24 protein-coding genes are annotated in these 23,511 nt (G+C 71.1%); all 24 read left to right on the top strand.

What is annotated here, in order from left to right; all coding sequences use genetic code 11:
- Positions 1-215 precede the first annotated feature (215 nt).
- Positions 216-1,415 carry an ABC transporter substrate-binding protein gene (locus tag BM142_RS04955; protein ID WP_175527098.1) on the top strand — a complete coding sequence of 400 codons (1,200 nt, stop codon included), beginning with the start codon at positions 216-218 and terminating at the stop codon, positions 1,413-1,415.
- A 35-nt stretch (positions 1,416-1,450) separates the two neighbouring features.
- Positions 1,451-2,308, top strand: a complete 858-nt coding sequence (locus BM142_RS04960) for a branched-chain amino acid ABC transporter permease (protein ID WP_092195668.1) — start codon at positions 1,451-1,453, stop codon at positions 2,306-2,308.
- 27 nt (positions 2,309-2,335) lie between these two features.
- The gene (locus BM142_RS04965) at positions 2,336-3,316 is read left to right on the top strand and encodes a branched-chain amino acid ABC transporter permease (RefSeq protein ID WP_092195669.1); all 981 of its coding nucleotides are present in this window, start codon (positions 2,336-2,338) and stop codon (positions 3,314-3,316) included.
- Positions 3,313-4,050: an ABC transporter ATP-binding protein gene (locus tag BM142_RS04970; RefSeq protein WP_092195670.1), complete on the top strand. Its 738-nt coding sequence runs from the start codon at positions 3,313-3,315 to the stop codon at positions 4,048-4,050. The genes BM142_RS04965 and BM142_RS04970 overlap by 4 nt, the downstream gene beginning before the upstream one ends.
- Entirely contained in the window at positions 4,047-4,751 is a 705-nt protein-coding gene (locus tag BM142_RS24370) for an ABC transporter ATP-binding protein (protein WP_175527099.1), read from the top strand. The genes BM142_RS04970 and BM142_RS24370 overlap by 4 nt, the downstream gene beginning before the upstream one ends.
- A gap of 67 nt (positions 4,752-4,818) precedes the next feature.
- On the top strand, positions 4,819-6,441 hold the full coding sequence (locus tag BM142_RS04985) for an AMP-binding protein (protein ID WP_092195672.1): 1,623 nt from the start codon (positions 4,819-4,821) through the stop codon (positions 6,439-6,441).
- 92 nt (positions 6,442-6,533) lie between these two features.
- The gene (locus BM142_RS04990; protein ID WP_217640576.1) at positions 6,534-7,316 is read left to right on the top strand and encodes a citryl-CoA lyase; all 783 of its coding nucleotides are present in this window, start codon (positions 6,534-6,536) and stop codon (positions 7,314-7,316) included.
- 85 nt (positions 7,317-7,401) lie between these two features.
- Entirely contained in the window at positions 7,402-8,145 is a 744-nt protein-coding gene (locus BM142_RS04995) for an enoyl-CoA hydratase/isomerase family protein (protein WP_092195674.1), read from the top strand.
- Between the two features lie 55 nt (positions 8,146-8,200).
- Entirely contained in the window at positions 8,201-9,268 is a 1,068-nt protein-coding gene (locus BM142_RS05000) for a zinc-binding dehydrogenase (RefSeq protein ID WP_092195675.1), read from the top strand.
- A gap of 76 nt (positions 9,269-9,344) precedes the next feature.
- Complete coding sequence (locus BM142_RS05005; protein WP_092195676.1) at positions 9,345-10,148, top strand: enoyl-CoA hydratase-related protein; 804 nt, start codon at positions 9,345-9,347, stop codon at positions 10,146-10,148.
- Between the two features lie 8 nt (positions 10,149-10,156).
- Entirely contained in the window at positions 10,157-11,584 is a 1,428-nt protein-coding gene (locus tag BM142_RS05010) for an acetate--CoA ligase family protein (protein ID WP_092195677.1), read from the top strand.
- A 5-nt stretch (positions 11,585-11,589) separates the two neighbouring features.
- On the top strand, positions 11,590-12,072 hold the full coding sequence (locus BM142_RS05015) for a MaoC/PaaZ C-terminal domain-containing protein (protein ID WP_092195678.1): 483 nt from the start codon (positions 11,590-11,592) through the stop codon (positions 12,070-12,072).
- 140 nt (positions 12,073-12,212) lie between these two features.
- Positions 12,213-13,460, top strand: coding sequence for a CaiB/BaiF CoA transferase family protein (locus BM142_RS05020; RefSeq protein ID WP_175527100.1), 1,248 nt, complete (start codon positions 12,213-12,215; stop codon positions 13,458-13,460).
- Positions 13,457-14,257: an enoyl-CoA hydratase/isomerase family protein gene (locus tag BM142_RS05025; protein WP_175527101.1), complete on the top strand. Its 801-nt coding sequence runs from the start codon at positions 13,457-13,459 to the stop codon at positions 14,255-14,257. Before BM142_RS05020 ends, BM142_RS05025 begins: the two co-directional genes overlap by 4 nt.
- A gap of 8 nt (positions 14,258-14,265) precedes the next feature.
- A complete protein-coding gene (locus BM142_RS05030; RefSeq protein ID WP_092195681.1) occupies positions 14,266-15,852 on the top strand; it encodes an acyl-CoA mutase large subunit family protein in 1,587 nt (528 codons plus the stop codon).
- Positions 15,853-15,854: 2 nt separating this feature from the next.
- Positions 15,855-16,247: a cobalamin B12-binding domain-containing protein gene (locus BM142_RS05035; protein WP_092195682.1), complete on the top strand. Its 393-nt coding sequence runs from the start codon at positions 15,855-15,857 to the stop codon at positions 16,245-16,247.
- Between the two features lie 74 nt (positions 16,248-16,321).
- Positions 16,322-17,065: a FadR/GntR family transcriptional regulator gene (locus tag BM142_RS05040; protein WP_092195886.1), complete on the top strand. Its 744-nt coding sequence runs from the start codon at positions 16,322-16,324 to the stop codon at positions 17,063-17,065.
- A 40-nt stretch (positions 17,066-17,105) separates the two neighbouring features.
- Positions 17,106-18,032 carry an NAD(P)-dependent oxidoreductase gene (locus tag BM142_RS05045; RefSeq protein ID WP_175527102.1) on the top strand — a complete coding sequence of 309 codons (927 nt, stop codon included), beginning with the start codon at positions 17,106-17,108 and terminating at the stop codon, positions 18,030-18,032.
- Between the two features lie 55 nt (positions 18,033-18,087).
- Positions 18,088-18,507 (top strand): carboxymuconolactone decarboxylase family protein, encoded by a 420-nt coding sequence (locus BM142_RS05050; protein WP_092195887.1) that lies wholly within the window; start codon positions 18,088-18,090, stop codon positions 18,505-18,507.
- Positions 18,508-18,631: 124 nt separating this feature from the next.
- A complete protein-coding gene (locus BM142_RS24820) occupies positions 18,632-20,053 on the top strand; it encodes an MmgE/PrpD family protein (RefSeq protein ID WP_217640577.1) in 1,422 nt (473 codons plus the stop codon).
- Positions 20,050-20,553: a MaoC family dehydratase gene (locus BM142_RS05060; protein ID WP_092195685.1), complete on the top strand. Its 504-nt coding sequence runs from the start codon at positions 20,050-20,052 to the stop codon at positions 20,551-20,553. Before BM142_RS24820 ends, BM142_RS05060 begins: the two co-directional genes overlap by 4 nt.
- Positions 20,550-21,728, top strand: a complete 1,179-nt coding sequence (locus BM142_RS05065; RefSeq protein WP_092195686.1) for an acyl-CoA dehydrogenase family protein — start codon at positions 20,550-20,552, stop codon at positions 21,726-21,728. The genes BM142_RS05060 and BM142_RS05065 overlap by 4 nt, the downstream gene beginning before the upstream one ends.
- Positions 21,725-22,204: a MaoC family dehydratase gene (locus tag BM142_RS05070; RefSeq protein ID WP_092195687.1), complete on the top strand. Its 480-nt coding sequence runs from the start codon at positions 21,725-21,727 to the stop codon at positions 22,202-22,204. The genes BM142_RS05065 and BM142_RS05070 overlap by 4 nt, the downstream gene beginning before the upstream one ends.
- A complete protein-coding gene (locus BM142_RS05075; RefSeq protein ID WP_305764362.1) occupies positions 22,201-23,481 on the top strand; it encodes a CaiB/BaiF CoA transferase family protein in 1,281 nt (426 codons plus the stop codon). The genes BM142_RS05070 and BM142_RS05075 overlap by 4 nt, the downstream gene beginning before the upstream one ends.
- Positions 23,482-23,511 lie beyond the last annotated feature (30 nt).

Below are 23,511 nucleotides of genomic sequence, written 5' to 3' on the forward strand. Positions count from 1 at the left end.
ACCATTGCGTCTGGTGGTGTCCGTCACTACCGTCGTGGTACGTCGTTCCGCATGGCGGGCCGATGAACGGGGTTCCGATAGCGGGCTGAGGCCCCCTGGCGGAGCGGCAGAGCAGAGCAAGGCAGGGCGGTGGAACGACCGCGGTCATGCGGTCAGCGCGGCCCAGCTGGTCCGACGTCCGACGACACGTTGTCCCCTCGTCCTCAGGAGAGACTGTGCAGCCCTCGCGCAACCACATCCGGCGTACCCGCATCGCCATCGCCTCCCTCGGCGTCGTCGTCACCGCAGCCGCATGCGGCGGCGACGGCGGCTCCGGCGGCGACGGCTCAGGCGGCGACGGCTCAGGCGGTGGCACGTACACGGTGGGGGCCGTCATCCCCCTCTCGGGCACGAACCAGGTCTACGGCGACGACTACCGCGTCGCCATCGACCTCTGCACGACCTACGCGAACGAGAACCTCGTCGAGGGCGAGCTCGAGATGGAGTACGCGGACGGCGAAGGTCTGCCCGCGCCGTCGGTGACCGCCATGAACCAGGTGGTGAACGTCCAGGACGCGATTGCCGTGCTCACCGGCTTCAGCGCGCCCACCAAGGCCCTGGCGCCGATCGCCAACCAGCTGAAGGTGCCGCTGTTCAACGGTGGCGCGAGCTCCCCCGACCTGCAGGGCCTGGGCGAATACGTCTTCAACAACATCCCGCTCGCCGACCAGCAGATCCCCGGCTCGACGACGTACGTGATCGAGGACCTCGGTGAGGAGTCGTGGTTCGTCATCTACTCGAACGAGACGCTCGGACTGAGCATGCTCGACGCCCTCGAGGAGGCCGTCCCCGAGCAGGGCGGCGAGATCGTCGGCACGGCGGAGGTCAGCTCCCAGGCGACCGACTTCGGTGCGCAGGTCGCCGCCATCCGCAACGCCCAGCCCGACGCGGTCTTCCTGGCCACGACCAGCGGTGCCAGCGTCCCGACGATCATCCGGCAGATCCGTGACGCCGGCGTCGACGCCCAGCTGGTCTCCTACGCCGGCATGGACATCCCCGAGACCCTGGCCGAGCCGGGCGCCGAGGGGATGCTGTTCTCCTCGCAGAGCATCGACTACGAGACCGACAACGAGATCACGAAGTACTTCGTCGAGGAGTTCGAGGCGCAGAACCCGGGGGAGCGCCCGACGACCCTGCAGGCGAACTACTGCAGCGAGATGTCGATCATCGGCACCGCCATCGCCTCGCTCGAGGAGAGCGGCGACGAGGTGAACGGCGAGAACCTGATGACGGAGATCCGGGACATCGCCACCTTCGACGTCGTCGGTGGCGAGGTCACCTTCGCGGACGACGGCACGGTGAACCTGCCCATCGACGTGCGCGTGGTCGAGGACGGCGAGCTGAACGTCGCCTACACCTACACCCCCGAGGACTGAGACCGGCGACTCGAGGCGCGGGAGGGGTGCGGTAAGTGCTCGCACTGCAGTTGTTGATCAACGGCATTGCCGTGGGCGCGCTCTACGCGCTCGCGGCGGTGGGAGTGGCGCTGATCTTCTGGTCGACGAGGGTCTTCCACATCGCGCACGGGGCTACGTACCTCATCGCGGCGTACACCTACGTGGCGCTGTACGAGACGTCGATGCTCCTGGCGCTGGTGGCCAGCGTGCTGGCCGCCGCGTTGTTCGGGTGGGGACTGAACAAGTTCGTCTACCGGCCGATCCAGCGGTCACGGGAGTCGTTCTTCACGCTCTTCGTGGCGTCCTTCGGGACGCTGATCGTCGTCGCCAACGTGATCTCGCTCTGGGCCGGCTCGGGGCCGAAGTCGCTCCCCACGCTCTTGGGGCGGGTGCACATCGGTTTCCTGCAGATCACGTGGGTGGCGATCATCGCGATCGTCGTCGCCGTGGTCTTCCTGCTCGGCCTCCAGTTCTTCCTGGAGAAGACCGAGACCGGAGTCGGGTTGCGGGCGATGGCCGACAACGTCGAGCTGGTCGAGCTGCTGGGGCTGAACCGGCGGCGGTTCGCCGCCGTCGCGTTCATCCTCGGGTCGGTCCTCGTGGTGCCGGCGGCGATCCTCACCACGTACGTGCAGGGGCTGACCCCGCAGTTGGGGCTGAAGATCGCGACGATCGCCTTGATCGTGTCGATCGCGGGGGGCGTCGGCAGCCTGGCCGGCGCGGTCGTCGGGGCGATCCTGCTGGGCGTGGTCGAGAACGTGTCGACGCTCTGGGTGAATGCCTCGTGGGGGGAGGCGGTCGGTTTCACCGTCCTGCTGGCGATCCTCGTGTTCCGTCCGTCCGGCATCATCCCGCGGGCCTCCGCGACCTAGCGCGAACCAGAAAGGGAGGGAGGGCTCGTGCTGGACTTCCTGATCAACCTGTTCATCATCGCGTCGATCTTCGCGATCGTGGCCAGTTCACTGAACCTGCTCATCGGCTTCACCGGCGTGTTCTCGATCGCGCACGCCATCTTCTACGGCGTCGGCGGGTACGCGGCCGCATTGACGTCCCTGCACCTGGGGACGTCGCTGCTGCTGGCCCTGCTCATCGCCATGGTTGCGTCCGCACTCTTCTCGGTCCTGCTGGCACTACCGGCGGCGAGGGTCACCGGTGAGTACTTCGTGGTGGTCTCGCTGGCGTTCGCGCTGGTCGCGTTCACCGTGTTCAGCCAGTGGACACCGGTGACCGGTGGGCCAGCGGGCCTGGTGGGGATCCAGCGCGTCACGCTCCTCGGGATCCCGCTGGACAGCAACGAGGCCTATCTCGGGTTGGCCGTGGTGATGCTGGTGCTGGTGACCCTGGTCCTCTACGTGATCATCCGGCGCACCCCGCTCGGGCGGTCCCTGCAGGCCCTGCGGGACGACCCGCTGGCCGCGCAGGCCCTCGGCAAGAACCCGTTCCGGTTGCGCCTGACCGCGGTGCTGATCTCTGCGGCCCTCGCCTCCACCGGCGGCGTCATCTACGCCGGGTACGTGTTCTTCATCAATGCCGACAGCTTCAGCGTCGACTACGGCGTGCTCTTCATGGCGATGGTCATCCTCGGTGGGGCCGGAACCCTGTCCGGCCCCATCATCGGAGCCTTCTTCATCACGCTGTTCCCGGAGGCGCTGGAGTTCGCGGACCTGCCCAGCGAGCTCAAGGGGCCGCTGGAGCAGATCATCTACGGTGCGGCGCTGGTCATCCTGATGCTGGTCCGGCCCTCGGGCATCGCCGGCATGTTCTCGGGTCTGTTGCCGAAGAACCGCCGGAAGGGCGGTCCACCGGATGCGCCCGAAGGACAGCCGGCCGCCGGGGGCCCGGTCACGGGTGCGGCGACCGCGACGGGAGGTGTGGCATGACCTCCCCGATGCTGGAGCTGACCGGGGTGAAGAAGTCCTTCGGCGGCAACCACGTCATCCCCGGGCTCGACCTGACGCTCAAGGCCCACGAGGTGACCGCGCTGATCGGCCCCAACGGGGCGGGCAAGACGACCATCTTCAACCTGATCACCGGGTTCCTCAAGCCGGACGAAGGAACGGTCGTCTACAAGGGCCAGGGGCTCACCGGCCTGACCCCGGAGAACGTCTTCCGGAAGGGAATGGTGCGCACCTTTCAGGAGGTCCGGGTCTTCGGCGGCATCACCGTCCTGGAGAACGTCCTCGTCGGCAGGGAGCACGGCTTCGGGTCGTGGCGCAAGACGAAGGAGAACAAGCAGGCGGCGATGGAGACGCTCGCGCTGGTCGGCCTGGACGGCAAGGCCCACACCGAGGCGCGCGACCTGTCCTACGCCGAGCAGAAGTTCCTGAGTCTGGCGCGCGTGCTCGGATCGGACGCCGAGCTGCTCCTGCTCGACGAGCCGACGTCCGGGCTCGACGGCCGGTCGCTGGATGTGGTCACCGGCCTGATCCCGCGGCTCAAGGAGATGAACCGCACCGTGCTGATCATCGAGCACAACCTCGACGTCGTCCGATCCATCGCCGAGCGCATCGTCTTCCTCGAGAGCGGGCGGGTCATCGCGACCGGCACGGGCGACGAACTGTTCGCGCGCCAGGACCTGGCCGACATCTACTTCGGCGGGGGGACGGTCCAGTGAGCCTGTTGGAGGTCAAGGACCTGACGGCGGCCTACGGACGGCACACCGCGATCCGCGACGTGTCGGTGAAGGCCGAGGCGGGCGAGGTCACGGCGATCGTCGGCCACAACGGCGCCGGGAAGACCACGCTGCTCAACAGCGTCGCGGGCGTGCTCCGCAACGTGCGGGGCAGCGTCGTCTTCAACGGTACGGAGACCCTGCGAGGAAGCCATCGCGGGCGCCCGCCGGGGCTGGCGATGGTGCCGCAGGGCATCGGCGTCTTCCCCAGCCTGACCATCGGTGAGAACGTCAAGCTCGGGATCACCGCGGGGGGCAAGGTTCCCAAGGAGGTCGCCGACGAGCGCATCGCGGTGGCCCAGCGCTACCTCCCGCTGCTCGGCGAGCGCTGGGACGAGCGCGGCGGCCGGCTCTCCGGCGGTCAGCGGCAGATGGTGAGCATCGGCCGGGCCCTCGTCTCGGGGGCGTCCTGCATCCTGCTCGACGAGCCGTCGGTCGGGCTCTCGCCCAAGCTCGTCGAGGCGATGATGGAGGTCTTCGGGACGCTGCGGGACGACGGCCTGGCCATCGTGCTGGTCGAGCAGAACGTGAAGCAGGCGCTCACCATCGCCGACCGGGTCGTGGTCATGAAGGCCGGCCGGGTCATCGTCGACAGCAGCGCCAGCGAGTTCTCGTCGCGCGAAAGTCTGTGGGAGCTCTTCTGACCACCCCGGCCCTGGCCGGCCCCCGGCCGGCCAGGGCCGCTCCTCTCTCCCCCGACCGGAGGTTCGCATGACCGTGCCCGAGACGATGCTGGACCTACTCCGCAGCAGTGCGGCATCGCACGGGTCCGCCGAGGCGCTGCGCATGTGCGACGGCGACGAGCACGTGACGTACGAGGAACTCCTGGCCCGCGTCGAGACCGTCGCCGCCGGGTTGCACGCCGCCGGGTTCCGGCGCGGGGACAGCATCGCCTTGTGGCTGCCCAGCAGCATCGAGTGGGTCGTCCTCGAGTTCGCCGCGGCGGGGCTCGGCATCCTGGTCGTCCCGCTGAACACGCGGTACAAGCCGGCCGAGGTGGCCCACCTGCTCGGCGTGGGACGCGCCGATGCGCTGATCTTCTCCCCGGGCTTCCACGACATCGACTTCGCCGGGATGGTCAGCGACGTTCTCGCCACCACCACCGACGAGGTCCGGGCCCGGCTCCGGCTGCTGGTGACGGTCGGCGACGACCTCCCGGCCGGCTTCGACACCAACGGCCGGACCGTCCTCCGCTTCGAGACCCTGATGGCCACGGAGGCCATCGACGTCCCGTGGGCGGGGCAGCCGGACGACCTCGTGAACGTCTTCGGCACGTCGGGCACGACGTCGTTCCCCAAGCTCGCCAGCCAGGACCAGAAGACGATCGTGCGGCACGCGCGCACCGCCGCGCGGGCGCTGCACCTGGGTCCGGCGGACCGCATGCTGTGCTTCCTGCCGTTCTGCGGCACGTTCGGATTCGTCGCCCTCATGGCGACCCTGGCAGGTGGCGGCCGGGCGGTCGTGCAACCGGTGTACACCCACGACACCGCCGTCGAGGTCGTCCGCACCCACGGCGTCACGGTGCTGCTCTCCACCGAGGCGATCGTCCGGGGCATGTTCGCCGCCCCCGGCGCCGGTCCGGACGCGTTCGCGACGTGGAACCGCGGCGTGGTCGCCGGGGTGAACGTGCGCGACCTCATCGACCGGGCGGCAGCGTGGGACCTCACGCTGTTCAACGTGTACGGCTCCTCGGAACTGTTCGCCGTGATGGCGGTCTGGGACCCGACGGACCCGGCGCACGTCCGCGCGATCCCCGGTGGCCGGCTGGTCGACGGCGACATCCACGTGCGGGTCGTCGAGCCCGGAACCGGGGAGCCGGTGCCGGAGGGCGAGCCGGGGGAGCTGCAGTTCAGCGGCTACAACGTGACGCGCGGCTACCTCTCCAACGAGAAGGCCAACGCCGCCGCGTTCACCGCCGACGGGTGGTACCGCTCGAACGACCGAGGGCGTGTCCTGGAAGGCGGCCGCGCGTTCGAGTACCAGGCCCGGCTGGCCGACACTTTGCGCCTGCGCGGCTACCTGGTCAGCCCGGGGGAGATCGAGGAGTTCCTCGTCTCCGCCGAATCGGTCGCCGAGGCGCAGGTCGTCGGGGTCCGCGACGACTCCACCGGCGACGACCGCGCGGTCGCCTTCGTCAAGGCCGCTCCTGGTTCGTCGCCCGACCCCGAACAGCTGCGGGCGGCCTGCCGGGAGTCCCTGGCCGGTTGGAAGATCCCCGACGTGATCGTGCTCGTCGAGAGCTATCCGACGACGCCGAGCGCCAACGGGGAGAAGGTCCAGAAGGTCCGGCTGCGTGAGATGGCAGTCGAGGCGCTCCTCGCCAAGCAGGGCTGACCGGGTCCGTCCCGAGTCGGCCGCCACCGTCCGTCCGCCGGTCACCCGGCACCGAGAAAGGCATCGCCGTGAGCCCGAGAAGTCTTCCTCCAGTGCGGTCCGACATCGCCTGGAGCAACGCCGAGACGATCGTCATCCGCGGTCACGACCTGGTCGAGGAACTGCTGGGGAAGGTGAGCCTCGGCGATTTCGGCTTCCTCGAGCTGTTCCACCGGCTGCCCGACGAGTCGGAGTCGGTCGTGTTCAACGCGATGCTGGTGAGCCTCGCGGAGCACGGCATGACGGCGAACGCGATGGTGGCGCGACTGACGTACCTGGGTGCGCCGGAGTCGCTGCAGGGTGCCGTCGCGGCCGGCCTCATGGGCCTGGGCACGACCTTCGTCGGGACCATCGAGGGCACCGCGAAGATGCTCCAGGGGGTCTCCGGGGACGACGCCTGGCGCACCGACGACGCCGCGCTGGAGGAGCTGGCGACCGGGATCGCCGAGGGCTTCGTGACCGCCCGCACGCCGGTCCCGGGCATCGGTCATCCGATCCACAAACCGGTCGACCCGCGAGCGGAGAAGCTCTTCCGGCTGGCCCGCGAGCACGGGCTGGACGACGCCTACGAGCGCCTGCTCCGGGCCGTCAAGGCCGTCGCCGAGGACCGGCTGAACCGCGAGCTGCCGATCAACGTCACCGGTGCGATCGGGGCGCTCGCCACCACCATGGGCCTGCGCTGGGAGGTCAGCCGCGGCCTCGGTGTGATGGCCCGCGCCGTCGGTCTCGTCGGGCACATCCTCGAGGAGCTCGACCAGCCGATCGCGCGGACGGTTCAGCACGAGACCGAGAGGACGGCGTCCGCGCACCTGGTGGAGGGGAACTCCCACGGCTGAGAACCCGGGGCCCGCGGCGAACGGCCGGCCGGACGAGGCCCCTCCCGAGGACGACCACGTCGTCGTCACGACGTCATCGGACGGCGTGCGGACCCTCCGGCTGAACCGACCGGCGTCGCGCAATGCGCTGAGCGTTCCGCTCCGGGCGGCGCTCATGGCCGCCCTGGCCGGGGCCGCTGCTGATCCGGATGTCCGCTGCGTGATCCTCCGTGGTGACCAGCGCGCGTTCTGCGCCGGCGGTGACGTGAAGAGCATGGACCCGTCCGAGGCCCCGCTGGCCACGGTGCGCCGGATGGACGCCGCCGGGGCCATGGTCCGGGCGGTGTACGACCTGCCGAAGCCCGTGATCGCGGCGGTCGAGGGCCCGGCGGTGGGCGCCGGCTTCAGCCTCGCGCTGGCCAGCGACATCGTGATCGCGTCGGACAGCGCGACGTTCGGCGCGGCGTTCGTCAAGCGTGGCCTCGTGCCGGACACCGGGCTCAGCTACCTGCTGGCCCGGTCGATCGGGGTGGCCCGGACCAAGTACCTGGTCATGACCGGCGAGATGTTCGGCGCCGAGGCCGCGGAGGCGATGGGCATCGTCGCGGTCCGCTGCGGGACGGCGGAGTTCGAGGACCGGCTGGCCGCCCTGGCGTCGAGCCTGGCGGCGGGAGCGACCGGCGCCCTCGGCATGGCCAAGCGGATGCTCAACCGGGCGCTGGAGACCGACCTGGAGTCGGCTCTCACTCTCGAGGCCTTCGGCCAGGCCGTGGCGCGCACCACCGAGGACCACAAGGCGAGCGTGCGCAGCTTCAAGGCCAAGGAGCCGCCGCACTTCACCGGCCGCTGACCCGGCGACTGGACGCGGGCCGGGGGTCCCGGAACGGACGAGAGGGAGGCACGACGTGGTGCAGCAGACGGCCCTACCCGCGGAGATGGACGCCGTGCGCCTCTCGGCGTTCGGCCCCCCGGAGGTGCTCGTGCCCGAACGGGTGCCGACGCCTCTGCCGGGAGACCAGGACGTCGTCATCGAGATGGCGTACTGCGGCATCTGCCGGCACGACGTGCTCAGCCGGCAGGGCGCGTTCCCGACCGTCCATCCGCCGATCACCCCCGGGCACCAGATCAGCGGGCACGTGGTGGCCGCCGGCGCCGACGTCCCGCCCGGTCTGCTCGACCGGCCGGTCACCACGATGCTGACGGTCGGCTGCGGGCACTGCCCGGCCTGCCTGGCCGGCGACCCCGCCAACTGCGCCACCGGCAGGCCCGCCTTCCTGGGCGACGACCGCGACGGCGGCTACGCCGAGTACGTCACCGTTCCGCACCACGCGGTCGTCCCGTTGCCCGACGGGATGGACCTCCTGCAGGCGGCCGTCGTGAACTGCACCCTCGGCACGGCCTACCACGCGATGGTGCGGGGCGGTTTCGCGGCGGGGGAGACCGTCGTGGTCACCGGCGCCAGCGGCGGGGTGGGCATCCACGCGGTGAAGCTGCTCGCGCACGCCGGCGTCCGGGTCCTGGCCGTCACGTCGCGGGAGGCGAAGGCGCCACTGCTGCGCACGGTCGGCGCGGCCGAGGTGATCGTGGCCCCCGATCTCGAGTTCGCGAAGCCCGTGCGGGAGCTGACCGGCGGTGCGCGCGCCGACGGCGTCCTGGACATCGTCGGCTCGCGCAGCCTGAACGAGTCGCTGCGCGCGCTGCGTGACGGCGGGCGCGTGGTGGTCCTCGGGAACGTCGACGGTGGGTCCACCACCGTGAAGCCGGCGCTGCTCATCCTGCGCGAGCTGTCGATCCTCGGCACGCGGTCGGCCACGAAGGCCGAGCTGGCGGCCGTGCTCGACCTCGTGTCGTCCGGTCGGATCGAGGTCGAGGTCGGCGGTGTCTTCCCGTTCCGCGAGGCCGCGCGGGCGCACGCCGCGATGGAGGACGGCGGGCTCGAGGGCCGAGCCGTGCTCACGATGCCCGGCTCCTGAGCCCGCAGCACCAGTCGTCACGAGTCATCCCGGCCGCCGATCGCGCGAGCCGTTCGTCCGATGAGAGGAAGCGAAGATGGCACAGCAGGAGAGCGGCGCAACGGGGTCGCGCGTCCGCGTCGAGGAGCACGGTCCCTACGTCCGAGTCGTCACCATCGACAACCCCCCGGTCAACGCGCTGGACAGCGCCGCCTACCAGCAGCTCCTGCAGGCGTTCGAGGAGATCTCGGTGTCGAAGGACGTGCGCGCGGTGGTGCTCACCGCCGCCGGCCAGAGGGCGTTCTGCGCGGGCACCGACATCCGCGACTTCGGTCACCAGCACCTCGATGAGCCGCTCGAGCCGGTGCGTCACTCCAAGCTGGTCAAGAGCGTCTTCGACGCGATCTGGGACTGCCCCGTCCCGGTCATCGCGTGCATCAACGGCCCGGCGATGGGAGCTGGGGTCGGGCTCGCGTCGTCCTGCGACGTCATCATCGCCGCCGACGACGCCGTCCTGGCGCTCCCGGAGATCAACGTCGGCGTTCTGGGCGGTGCGCGCGCACTGGCCCGGCTGGTTCCTCCACAGCGGGTCCGGCTGATGATGTACACGGGCCGGCGCATCCCGTTCAGCGACCTTGTGCCGTACGGATCCGTCCTGGCCACGGTGCCGGTCGACGACCTGCTGAAGACCGGCCTCGAGCTGGCCACGGAGATCGCCGGAAAGAGCCCGACCGCGATCCGGTTGGCGAAGAAGGGCCTCACCCACCTGGAGGTCGCCGACCTCAGCCCCAGCGACGGCTACAAGTACGAGCAGTCGCTCACCGAGCAGCTGGCGCACCACCCGGACGCCGCCCGCGCCGCCGCCGCCTTCTTCGAGGGCAAGACCGCAGTCTTCGACTGAGGGACCCGATGACCATCGAGGAGAGCGGCACCGACATGGATCTGTTGCGGACGGTGTTCCGCCCGTCGTCGATCGCGCTGATCGGGGCGTCGGAGACCCCGACGAAGCTCATCACCTACCGGCCCATCGAGTACCTCCGGCGCTACGGGTACGCCGGTGGGATCTACCCGGTCAACCCGAAGTACGAGTCGGTGCAGGGGCTGCCGGCCTACGCGACGGTGGGCGCCGCCCCGGCGCCGCCCGAGATGGTGATCGTCGCGCTGCCGCGCCAACACGTGCTGGCCGCCCTCGAGGAGTGCGCCGCGGTGGGCACGAAGGTCGCCATCGTGTACTCCTCCGGGTTCGCGGAGGTGCCCGACGGCGTCGGCCTCCAGCAGGAGGTCGCCGACCTGTCCCGGCGCACCGGCCTGCGGGTGATCGGCCCGAACTGCCAGGGGATCGCCAACCTGGCCGAGGGGGTGTTCCCCTGCTTCTCGACCGCGTTCGCGACGGACGCTCCCGAGAGCGGGCGGGCCGCCATCATCTCCCAGTCGGGCGCGGTCGCCGCGATGATCTACAACTCGTGGACGGCCGTCGGTGGGGGCGCCAAGTACTGGGCGTCGACCGGCAACGAGGCGGACCTGACGGTGGCGCAGCTCGCCCGTGCCGCCGTGGAGGACCCGGACGTCGACCAGCTGCTGCTCTACCTGGAGAGCGTCCGGGACGCCGAGGTGCTCAGCGCGCTCGCCGACCGAGCGGCGGAGCTGGGCAAGCAGGTCGTCCTCTACCGGTCCACCCGGTCGGAGCACGGCTGGGCGGCGGCCGGGCGGCACACCGGGGCCGGCGCGACGGGCTCCGACCGGCTCGCCGACACGGTGCCCGGGGGTACGCACCTGCTGCACGCCGACTCGCTCGACGAGCTGATCGCCCTCGCGCAGGTGGGGCGATGCGGCAAGCCGGTCGCCGGCCCCAGGATGGCCGTGATCAGCAACTCCGGCGGCCTCGGCGTGATGACGGCGGACGCGGCGACGGCCGCGGGGTTCACCCTCGAGGACCTCACCCCGGGCAACCGCGACGCGCTGGCCACGCTCCTGCCCGGCTTCGCATCGGTGCAGAACCCGGTCGACGTGACGGCGCAGCTGCTCAACGACCCGGCTCTGCTCGAGTCCGCGCTGCCGGTGATGCTCAGCGACACCGGGGTCGACGCGCTCGTGGTCGCTCTCGGTGCGGTCGGCGACGGCTACGACGTGGAGCAGATCTGCCGGGACGTGCTGCGCGCGCACGAGGAGTCGAGCAAACCGGTCGCCGTCGTGTGGGTCGGCAGCCGGATCGATGTCCGTCGCCGGCTCGGAGCCGCCGGGGTGCCGGTGTTCACGAGCGTCACCGAAACGGTCGCCGCCCTGGCCCGGCAGCGGGACGCCGCGCTCCGGGCGCCGGCAACCGTGGGACGGGGGTGAGTCCCGTGCGTCCCTTCGAGCCCTACTACTTCGAGGACCTCTCGGTCGGGCAGGAGTTCGAGACGGCCCGGCGGACGGTCACCGAGACCGACCTGATGGTCTTCGCGATGCTGTCCAGCGACTGGAACGCCGTGCACACCGACGCACTGGCGGCGGGGGACTCCGAGTTCGGCGGGCGGATCGTGCACGGAGCCCTCGGCCTCATGATCACCACCGGTCTCGTGCAGCGCTCCGGCATGTTCGAAGGCTCGGCGGTCGCCCTCCTCGGCTTCTCGGGCTGGGCCTTCGACCGGCCGTTGCGGGTGGGGGACACCGTCTTCACCCGCCTGCGGATCGCAGGTCTGCGTCGCACCAGCCGGGGAGACCGGGGGGTCATCAACCGCGAGCTCGAGCTGATCAACCAGGACGGCGACGTCGTCCAGCACGGCCGCAGCGACTTCATGGTGCGCTGCCGGGACGCCGGAGAGCTACCTGCACCGACCGGATAGGCGACCTCGGGAAAGCGCCGGAGGTCGTTGACGGACGCTAAATGTCTGACATATATTCGTCCCGTCGCGGACACCGAGACGGGGAAGTCTCACGCTCGATGCAGCGGTTCGCGACCGGAGACGAGAGGCATGGGCTGACGGTGACGGCTGACGGCGGCAACGGGCATCCCTCGCCGGGGAGCCCGGTGCTCGAGGGCATCCGGGTGCTGGACCTGACCCAGCAGCTGTCGGGTCCCTACGCGGGGATGATCCTGGCCGACCTCGGAGCCGACGTCATCAAGGTGGAGGCGCCGCACCGGCCGGACCCCGCCCGCGTGGTTCCCGGCCAGCGCGTCGGCGGGCACAGCTCCTACTACCTGAGCCTGAACCGGAACAAGCGCAGCATCGCCCTCGACCTCAAGGATCCCTGCGACCACGAGGCGTTCATGCGGCTGGTCGAGGAGTCCAACGTCGTCCTGGACAACTTCCGGCCGGGGGTCACGACACGACTCGGTGTCGACCGCGCCGCCCTCGAGGCGCGCAACCCGGCGATCGTCACCTGCAGCGTGACCGGGTTCGGTGAGACCGGCCCGGAACGGAACCGCCCGGCCTACGACTACCTCATGCAGGCTCTCGCCGGCTCGATGGGCCTCACCGGCGAGCCCGACGGGCCGCCCACCAAGTACGGCCTCTCGGTGGTCGACCACGTCGGCGGGCTGTTCGCGGTCATCGGGGTCCTGGGGAGCTTGCTCGGCCGGCGTGATCCGCAGGCGCCCGGCCGGCACGTCGACGTGTCGCTCCTGGACAGCCATCTGTCGATGTTGTCATACGTGGCCGCCGACCTCCTGGCCGGCGGTGAGCCGCCGGTGCGCCAACGACTGTCCTCCCATCCGAGGGCCGTGGCGGCCCGGGTCTACCGCACCGCCGACGGCTGGGTGGTCCTCATGCCCCTCGCCGAGCACTTCTGGCCCCGGCTGTGCGCCGTTCTCGGCGCCGACGAGCTCGCGGACGACCCGCAGTTCGTCGACGCCGAGGCCCGCCTCGCACATCGCGACGAGCTCTTCGCGATCCTCGAACCGCTCGTGGCATCGCGTACCACCGCCGAGTGGATGGACCTCATGGTCGCCGCCGACGTCCCGGCCGCGCCGGTCCAGTCTGTCGCCGAGGCCATCGCGATGCCCCAGACGACCGCCCGCGAGATGGTGGTCGAGCTCGCGCACCCGGCGTACGGCGCCTACCGCGCCATGGGCAATCCGGTGAAGATCTCCGCGTCCGGACCCGCGCTGGTGCGCGGCGCACCGGAGCTCGGCGAGCACAACGGCGAGATCCTGCACGCCCGTGGGATCCCGGTGCACGACCGGGCGACGCCGTGCCTCCCCGTCGAGCTCCCCGCCGTGGCCGAGCAGTGAGCGCCCGGGCGGCCGGCGCCGCGGAAGAACTCGTCGTCGAGCGGCGCGGACGGGTGCTCGAGCTGACGATCAACCGGCCCGACCGGCGCAACGCCCTCACGCCGAGCCTGATCGGGGCCCTCACCGGTGCGCTCACCGCGGGCGCCGCCGATCCCGAGGTACGGGCCGTCCTGCTGACCGGACAGGGCCGCAAGGCCTTCTGCGCCGGCTTCGACCTCGGTCACTTCGACGACGCGGGCGCCGCGCCCGGCGGTGAACGCGACCTCGTCGACGGCCTGGCGACGACGCTGCGCGCGCAGCCCCTGCCGGTCATCGCGGCCGTGAACGGTGCGGCCGTCGGCGCCGGCTGCGACCTCGCCATCGCCTGCGACCTGCGGATCGGTCACCCCGGCACCCGTTTCGGCATGCCGACGGCGAAGCTCGGCTTCCTGTACGGCACCCGCGGCATCGAGCGGCTGCTGCATACGGTCGGCCTGCCGCTGGCCAAGGAGATGCTGCTGACCGGCAGTCTGCTGCCGGCGCCCCGGGCCCTGCAGTGCGGCCTGCTGTCGGCGGTGGTCCCCGAGGAGGACCTGCTGTCCGTGGCCCGCGACGAGGCCGATGTCATCGCCGAGAACGCACCCCTCTCGATGTCGGCGAGCAAGCGCATCGTGGACGTCCTGGCCACCGCGGCGCTGACCGAGCAGGACCACGCCGAGATCGTCGCGCTCCAGGACCAGGTGTGGCGCAGCCAGGACGTCGTGGAGGGCCAACGCGCCCACCGCGAGCGTCGTCCCCCGATCTTCACCGGGAGGTGAGCTCAGCCGTGGACCGAACCCCGGAGCACCGGACCGCATCCGGCCTGCCGATCGAGCCCAGCTACGGGCCCGAGAGCGGCCGCGACCTCGACCGCATCGGCAGCCCGGGGGAGTTCCCCTACACCCGCGGCGTGCACCGCGACATGTACCGCGGCCGGCTGTGGACGATGCGCCAGTACTCCGGCTTCGGCAGCCCCGAGGCGACGAACGAGCGCTACCGCTTCTTGCTGGACCAGGGCCAGACCGGGCTCTCGGTGGCCTTCGACCTGCCGAGCCAGATCGGCTACGACTCCGACGACCCGGACGGGGAGGAGGAGGTCGGCCGGGTGGGCGTGCCCATCGACACCCTCGCCGACATGGAGATCGTCTTCGACGGCATCCCGCTGGACCGGGTGAGCACGTCGTTCACCATCAACGGGACGGCCGCGATCATGCTGGCGATGTACCTCGTGGTCGCCGAGCGCCAGGGTGTTCCGCAGGAGAAGGTCACCGGCACGATCCAGAACGACATCCTCAAGGAGTACGTGTCACGGGGGACGTGGATCTTCCCGCCGGACCCGTCGCTGCGGCTGATCGTCGACACGATCGAGTACTGCGCCGAGCGGGTGCCGCGGTTCAACCCGGTGAGCATCGCCGGAGCCCACTTCCGCGACGCGGGCGCGACGGCGGTGCAGGAGCTCGCCTTCACCATCGCCGACGGCATCACCTACGTCGAGCGGTGCGTGGCGCGGGGGATGGACGTCGAGCTCATCGGGAGCCGACTGTCCTTCTTCTTCTACACGCACATGGACTTCTTCGAGGAGATCGCCAAGTACCGCGCCGGCCGCCGGATCTGGGCGCGGATCATGAAGGAGCGGTTCGGCGCCACCGACCCCCGGGCGATGATGTTCCGGGCCGGCGTCGTCTGCGGAGGTAGCTCGCTCACCGCCGAGCAGCCGCAGAACAACATCGTCCGCGTCGCCTACGAGGCGATGGCGTCGGTGCTCGGCGGCGTGCAGTCGATCTTCACCGCGGCCTGGGACGAGGCGCTGACTCTGCCGTCGCAGGAGACCGCCGAGCTGGCGCTGCGCACCCAGCAGGTGCTCGCGCTCGAGACCGGCGTCCCCTCGGTCGCGGATCCGCTCGGTGGCTCCTGGTACGTCGAGGAGCTGACCGACCGGTTCGAGGCCGCGGTCCTCACCATCGTCGACCGGATCGACGAACTCGGCGGCATGGTGGCGTGCATCGAGTCCGGCTGGGTGCAGTCGGAGATCGGCCAGCGGGCCTACGAGGACCAGCACGACCTGGAGTCCGGGCGGCGCCCGGTGGTCGGGGTCAACCGGCACGCGCGCGAGGAACCGCCACCGACGGTGGAGTTCTACGAGACGCCACCGGAGGAGGTCGAGCGCCAGCGGGAGCGGCTGCGCCGGGTCCGCGCCGAGCGGGACGACGGACGGGTACGGGCCGCCCTGGACGCGCTGGCGGCCACAGCCGAGTCGACCGACAACATGATGCCCGCCCTCCTCGAGTGCGTCCGCGCGTACTGCACGGTCGGGGAGATGACCGCGACGATGCGGTCGGTCTTCGGCGACTTCCAACAACCCCTGGTGGTCTGACCATGACTGTTCTCCGGGTCCTCGTGGCCAAGCCGGGCCTCGACGGCCACGACAAGGGCGCCAAGGTCGTCGCGCGCGCCCTGCGCGATGCCGGGATGGAGGTCGTCTACATGGGGCTGCGCAACAGCCCGGCCAAGATCGCGGTCACCGCGGTGCAGGAGGACGTCGATGTCGTCGGCCTGTCCGTCCTCTCGGGGGCGCACCTGTCGCTGAGCAGCAAGGTGCTCGCCGCGTTGCGCGAGTCCGGCGGCGACGACATCCCCGTCGTGGTCGGCGGGACGATCCCTCCGGCCGACGTCCCCCGGCTCATCGAGCTCGGCGTCGCCGCCGTCGTCCCGACGTCGACACCCCTGGAGTCGGTCGTATCGGCCGTGCGCGCGGCGGCGTCATCGTGACCGGGCGGTTCCGTTCGGCGGCCGTTCTCTCGCTAGGCTAGGCCGTGATCCGCGAATCGTGGCCCCACGGGGACGTGTCCATCGACCCGGAAGAGGAAGGCGCCGGACCCGCCTACAAGCAGGTCGCCGCCCGCCTCCGGGCACTCATCCTCAGCGGCGAACTCGTGCCCGCTGACCGCCTGCCCTCGGAGGCGGAGCTCTCCATCCTGTTCAAGGTCAGCCGGAGCACGACGCGGGAGGCCCTGCGGCTGCTGTCCTCCGAGAACCTCATCGTGACCAGTCGTGGACCCACCGGTGGCAGTTTCGTCGCTCATCCCGAGCCGGGGCACATCCAGGACTTCCTGCAGCTCAACCTGGGGCTGCTGGCCGCCGGCTCCCCGGTGACGGTGCACGCCCTGTTCGAGGCGCGCGAGCTGCTGGAGACCCCAGCCGCCGGCATGGCGGCGACCCGGCGGACGCCCGAGCAGCTGGAGAAGCTGCGTGCCTGCGTGCGGCCGGCGGGCGGCGACGACGACCCAGCGCAGCTGTTCGAGATGAACCGCGCCTTCCACGTCCAGCTGCTCGAGGCGGCCGACAATGTCGTGCTGACCACGCTGGCGCAGCCGGTGTTCGGCGTCATCCGGGGCCGGTTCGGCCGCAACGACGCCGACGAGGCGTTCTGGGGACGGGTCGTGCACGACCACGAGGAGATCCTCGCCGCCATCGAGGCGGGCGATGCCGACCGGGCCCAGGCCGAGATGCGCCGGCACATCGCCCACCTCGAGACCGCGTACAGCGGCATGGAGCAGCACCTCGCGGGCGGGCCCCCGGGCGACTGAACCACAGCGCCGGCACGGGGCCGGCCGAGAAGGAGGGCACGTGCAGTCAGCCAGGCCGGTTCCGTCCGCGGACGGCGGACAGATCCTGTTCGTCGGACTGGGGGCGATGGGCGCCCCGATGGCCTCCCGGCTCGCCCGGGCCGGTCACCGCGTCCGTCTCTGCGACGCCGACGACGACCGGGCCGGCGCGCTGGCCCGCGACCTCGGGGTTCCCTCCCTGCCGCATGCCGAGCTGACCGGGGCGCCGGAGGGCGTCGCCACCGTGATCCTCATGCTGCCCGACACCCCGGCCGTGGAGGGGGTGCTCGAAGGGGTGGGCCTGCTCGCCGCGCTCGCCCCCGGAACCACCGTCGTCGACATGGGGTCCTCGAAACCCGGCAGCACGGTGCGGCTGGCGGCCGCGGCCGCCGCCCGCGGGGTCCCGTTCGTGGACGCGCCCGTCTCCGGGGGCGTGGCGCGCGCGGTCACCGGTGAGCTGGCGATCATGGTGGGCGCGGTGCCGGAGGCGTTCGCCGCGGTCCGGCCGATGCTGGAGCACCTCGGCGCCGCCGTCTCGCATGTCGGGGCGCCGGGTGCCGGGCACGCCATGAAGGCGCTCAACAACCTGCTCTCCGCCGTCGGTCTCGCGGCCGCGTCCGAGGTGCTGGCCGTGGGCCGCAACTTCGGCCTCGACCCCCAGGTGATGCTCGACGTCCTGAACTCCTCGTCGGGCCGCAACCAGGCGACGGAGGTCAAGATGGCGCGCTTCGTCCTCTCGCGAGCCTTCGACTCGGGCTTCGCCCTGCGGCTGATGGTGAAGGACCTGCGCACCGCGCTCGACCTCGCCCACGAGACCGCCACTCCTGTGCCGCTGGGCGCCAGCTGCCTGGAGGAGTGGACCGCCGCCGCCCGCTCCCTGCCCGACGACGCCGACCACACCGCGATCGCCGCGTACGTCGAGGCGAGGGCAGGGACGGAGCTGCGCTGAGCCACCGGGCGGGACCGCCGCCGGTGGACGAGGACGACGACGAGAGGTGCTCCGGATGGCCGACGAGAACGAGAAGCAGCAGTACATCGACGACATGGCACGCAAGCGCGGCTACGTCCTCGACTACCACAAGGTGATGGCGCGCCACGACTACGACGTCCTCCTCGCCGCCAACGGCCTGGTCAACGCCGCGTACCTCGCCCCGCGGCTGCTCGACCGGAAGACCAAGGAGCTGATCTTCATCGTCAGCCTCACGGTCATGCGGGCGTCGAAGGGCCACATCCAGAGCCACATCCGGGTCGCGCTCGAGCTGGGTCTGTCGCCCCAGGAGATCCTCGAGGCCATCGAGATCTCGCTCCCCGAGGCGGGCATCGTGGCCTTCCAGGGCGGGTTGGAGGCGTGGCGCGAGGTCATCGGCGCCGAGGGGCTCGAGCCCACCGTGTCGGTGTTCGAGGGTGGCTCCGGCAGCGACTGAAAACCCTCGAACTCGCCGGTCAGGGCTTGACTCGGCTCCCTTCGTCGACCACTGTCTGACGTATATGTGGAACGGTGTTCCATTTCGGTGGTCGCCGCACCTCCAGCGGTGGAGAGGGGCAGAGGTGGACACGCTCGCAGCACCCGAGGACGTCCGGTCGGCGACGGGGGTGGCGGCCGGGGGGCTGACCCGCCATCTCGCCGACGCTGCGCGCGCCTCCCGCTTCGAGGACCTGCCCGGTCCCGTCGTGCGGGTCGCGAAGCACTGCATGCTCGACTGGCTGGGGGTCGCACTCGCCGGTGCGCGCGAGCCCGCCGCGCGGCTGCTCCGCGACGAACTCGTCGAGCCGGGCAGCTCGGGCCCGTGCACCCTGCTCGACGGGAGCACCGGCGGTGCGCGGGAGGCCGCCCTGGTCAACGGGACGGCCGGACACGCGCTCGACTTCGACGACGTCGTCTGGGTCATGACGGGACATCCGACGGCTCCGCTGCTGCCCGCCGTCCTGGCCGTGGGCGAGCTGGTCGACGCGAGCGGCCGTGACCTGCTGACCGCCTTCGTCGCCGGGTTCGAGACCGAGTCGCGGATCGGTGCCGCGGTGGCGCCGGGCCACTACGACGCCGGTTTCCATGCCACGGCGACGCTGGGCACCTTGGGTGCGGCGGCCGGCTGCGCGCGGCTGCTGGACCTCGACGAGGACCAGTGGCAGCACGCATTCGGGATCGCCGCGACGTCGGCCGCGGGCCTGAAGTCGATGTTCGGGTCGATGTGCAAGCCGATGCACGCCGGCAACGCCGCTTCCCAGGGCGTGCTCGCGGCACGGCTGGCCGCCCGCGGCTTCACCGCCGCGACCGATGCGATCGAGCGGCCGCAGGGCTTCGGGCCCACCCACACCGCGACGTTCCACCCCGAGGCGGGGCAGACCCCGTTCGGGGATCCCTGGTACGTGCGCGAGGTCCTCTTCAAGTTCCACGCCGCTTGCTTCCTCACCCACTCGGCCATCGAGGGGCTGCTGCGGCTCAAGGAGGCAGAGGGTCTCGCGGCCGACGACGTCGACGCGGTGCTGCTTCGGGTGGAGCCGGGGCACCTGGCCGTCTGCAACATCCCGGAGCCGCGCTCCGGCCTCGAGGCGAAGTTCAGCCTTCGGTTCACCGCCGCGATGGCGGTGCTGACCGGCCGCACCGACGAGGCGGCCTTCACCGACGACGTCGTGCGCGACCCGCGCTTCACCACCCTGCGCGACCGGGTGACCGTCGTCCCCGAACCGGGCCGGCCGGCCCACGAGACCGACGTGCAGGTGCGGACCCGCGACGGGCGCACCCTGCGCACCCGGGTGGACATGCAGCAATGGGCGGCCGACGACGAGATCGACGCCCAGGAACGACGACTCGTCGCCAAGTTCCGCTCGCTGGTCGGTACCGGAGACGCGGCCGAGCGGCTGCTCGAGGCCGTCCTGCGGGTGGACGAATTGTCGTCGGTGCGCGAGCTGACCCGGCTCGTGGCCGACGTGGCACGGGCGGCGAACGGCGCCGAGGGAGGACCAGCGTGACGACGGCCGCCGAACTACGGTCCCGGGCCACGCTGTGGCCGAAGGGCAACTACTTCGAGGACTTCGCGGTCGGGAAGGTCTTCGAGCACCACTGGGGCCGCACCCTCACCGAGTCCGACAACATCCAGTTCAGCGCCCTGACGCTGAACTACCACCCGGCCTACTTCAACGTGCCCTACGCCCGGGCCCTGGGTCATCCCGGGGCGGTGGCCAATCCGATGCTGGTCTTCCTCGTGGTCTTCGGGCTGTCCGTGGAGGACCTTAGCGAGATCGGCGGCGCCTTCCTGGGTGTCCGGGCACTCACCTTCCACCGGCCGGTCGCGGTGGGGGAGACCCTGACGGCGCGCAGCACGGTCACCGCCGTCCGCGAGTCGGACTCGCGGCCCCGCGAGGGGATCGTCACCTGGCACACCGAGGGCTTCGACGAGCACGGCGAGCTGCTCATCGACTTCCTGCGCACCAACCTGATCTCGAAGCGCCCGAACGGAGACCTCGCATGAGCAGCAGCCAGGACGGCTTCATGACCGAGGAGCGGCGCGCCATCCAGGCGATGGCCCGTGAGTTCGCCATGAAGGAGGTGCTGCCGATCGCCAACGAGCTCGACCCGGTCAACGGTGAGATCCCCATGGAGCTGCGCGACAAGATGAGCGAGCTCGGCTTCTTCGGGATCATGATCCCCGAGGAGCACGGTGGCCTGGGCCTGGGGGCGTTCGAGTACTGCCTGGTGGCCGAGGAGCTGGCCCGGGCGTGGATGAGCGTCGCGAGCATCATGGCGCGCGGCAACGGCCTCGTCGGCGGGTTCAGCGAGGAGCAGCGCGCCCGGCTGCTGCCAAAGATGGCGCGCGGCGAGTTCCTCGGCGCGGTCGCGCTTTCGGAACCGGAGGCCGGCTCCGACGTCGCCAACATCAGCTGCCGTGCCACCCGCACCGACGGCGGCTGGCTGATCAACGGTCAGAAGATGTGGTGCACCTTCGCCGACGGGGCCGACTACCTGGCGATCTTCGCCCGCACCGGTGCGGAGATCGATCCCCGCCGCCGGCACGCCGGGATCAGCGCCTTCGTGGTCGAGAAGGAGCGGGGCACCCTGCCGGACGGCATCAGCGGCAATACGGTGCGGAAGATCGGCTACCGCGGTTGGAAGACCTGGGACCTCTCCTTCGACGACTTCTTCGTGCCGGAGGACGCCATGCTCGGTCAGGAGGGCCGCGGCTTCTACGGCGCGATGAGCTTCCTCGAGGTCGCCCGCGCGCACACCGCGGCCCGGGCCATCGGGCTGGCCCGCGGCGCGCTGGAGGACTCGATCGCCTACGCCCGGCAGCGGGTGCAGTTCAACCAGCCGATCGGCAACTACCAGGCGATCCGGTTCAAGATCGCGAGCATGGCCACCGACATCGAGGCGGCGCGCCAGCTCATGTATTCCGTGTGCGCGGCCATCGACAGCGGTCGGCGGTGCGACACCGAGGCGTCGATGGCCAAGCTGTTCGCCAGCGAGATGGCCGAGCGGGTCACCAGCGAGGGGCTGCAGATCCATGGCGGGGCCGGCTACACCACCGACTTCGCCGTCGAGCGGCACTGGCGGGATGCGCGACTGACGAAGATCTTCGAGGGGACCTCGGAGATCCAGCACCGGATCATCTCCGACTCCCTGCTCGGCAAGGTCGCGGAGGCCCGGTGACTCTCGACTCCCTGACCGGCTCGAACAACTACTTCGAGGACTTCACCGTCGGCGACGTCTACCGCCATGCGCGGGGCAAGACCGTCACCGAGATGGACAACGTGCTGATCACCAACCTGGTGATGAACACCGCGCAGGGTCATTTCAACGAGGACTCCATGGCCCGCACCGAGTTCGGTCAGCGGATCACGTTCGGCGGGATCACGGCCGCCATGGTGATCGGGCTGGCCAGCCAGGACACGGGGGAGAACGCGATCGCCGAGCTCGGCCTGGACGGGATCACCTTCCGGTCGCCGGTCTTCCACGGCGACACCCTCTACGCGTTCACCGAGGTGCGTGCGAAGGAGAACGGTGACCGACCGGACGGCGGCATCGTCGAGTTCGCCCACTGGGGGGTGAACCAGCGCGACGAGGTGGTCTTCGAGGGCGTGCGGCGCGTGCTGGTCCGGCGGCGCGGCGCGGCGGAGCGGCGGTGACCGGGGGCGGAGCGGCTCCCCGCCGGGGGCCGCTGTCCGGACTGAGGGTGATCGACCTGACGCAGATGCTGTCGGGTCCGTTCGCGACGATGCTGCTCGCCGACATGGGGGCCGACGTCGTGAAGGTGGAGCCGCTCATCGGGGACGACACACGCCGGGCCGGGCCGTGGCTGGAGGGCGACACGCTGCGCTCCTACGGCGGCTACTTCCAGAGCGTCAACCGGAACAAGCGCAGCATCGCGCTGGACCTCAAGACCGACGCCGGACGCGAGGCGCTGCTGCGGCTCGTCGACGGAGCGGACGCCGTCCTGGAGAACTACCGGGTCGGCGTGATGGAGCGGCTGGGGCTGTCCTACGAGACGCTCCGCGAGCGCAGGCCGGGGTTGGTGTACACGGCGATCCGCGGCTTCGGCGATCCGCGCAGCGGCGAGTCGCCGTACATGAACTGGCCCGCCTACGACGTCGTCGCCCAGGCGATGGGCGGGATCATGGGGATCACCGGCCCCGGGCCGGGGCAGCCCACGAAGGTGGGGCCCGGCATCGGCGACGTCTTCCCCGCGTGCCTGGCCGCCGTCGGGACCCTGGCCGCTCTCCTGCACGCGCGCGAGACCGGCCGCGGCCAGTTCGTCGACGTGGCGATGTACGACAGCATCCTCGCGCTGTGCGAGCGACTGGTCTACCAGTACTCCTACACGGGCGAGGTCGCCGAACCGCACGGCAACGGCCACCCGCTGCTCTGCCCGTTCGACGTCTTCCCGGCGCGGGACGGCTGGGTCGCCCTGGCGGCGTTCCGGGACCACCAGTGGCGGCTGCTCTGCGACCTGATCGGCTCCCCGGAGTCCGGCGCCGACCCGAAGTTCGCGACCAACGCCGCTCGCGTCGAGCACAGCGGTGAGGTGCGGGCGGTGCTGTCCGCCTGGACCGCGGTCCGGACCCGGCAGGAGATCACCGACGTCCTCGGCGGGCAGGTCCCCGTCGGCCCGGTGAACTCGGCGGACGCGATCTTCCAGGATCCGCACGTGGCCGTGCGGCGCATGCTCGTGGAGGTCGAGCAGCCGGGCGCCGACCGGACGGTCACCATCGCCGGCACCCCGATGAAGTTCATCGGGACGCCGTCGGCCGATCCGCGGCGCGCGCCGGTGCTCGGGGAGGACCGCGAGGCGGTGCTGCTCGAGGCCGGCTGCTCGCCGGCGGAGGTGGAGACCTGGCGGCTCGGCGGTGCGTTCGGCGAGCCGTCGGCCCCGCCAGGACCGGAGATGCCGGAGGCGCTGACCTGAGCGGGGGCAGGCGGCCCGGCCGCTCCTGCG

The organism is Blastococcus tunisiensis, from assembly GCF_900112815.1.
In the GTDB taxonomy this organism is placed as follows: Bacteria; Actinomycetota; Actinomycetes; order Mycobacteriales; family Geodermatophilaceae; genus Blastococcus_B; species Blastococcus_B tunisiensis.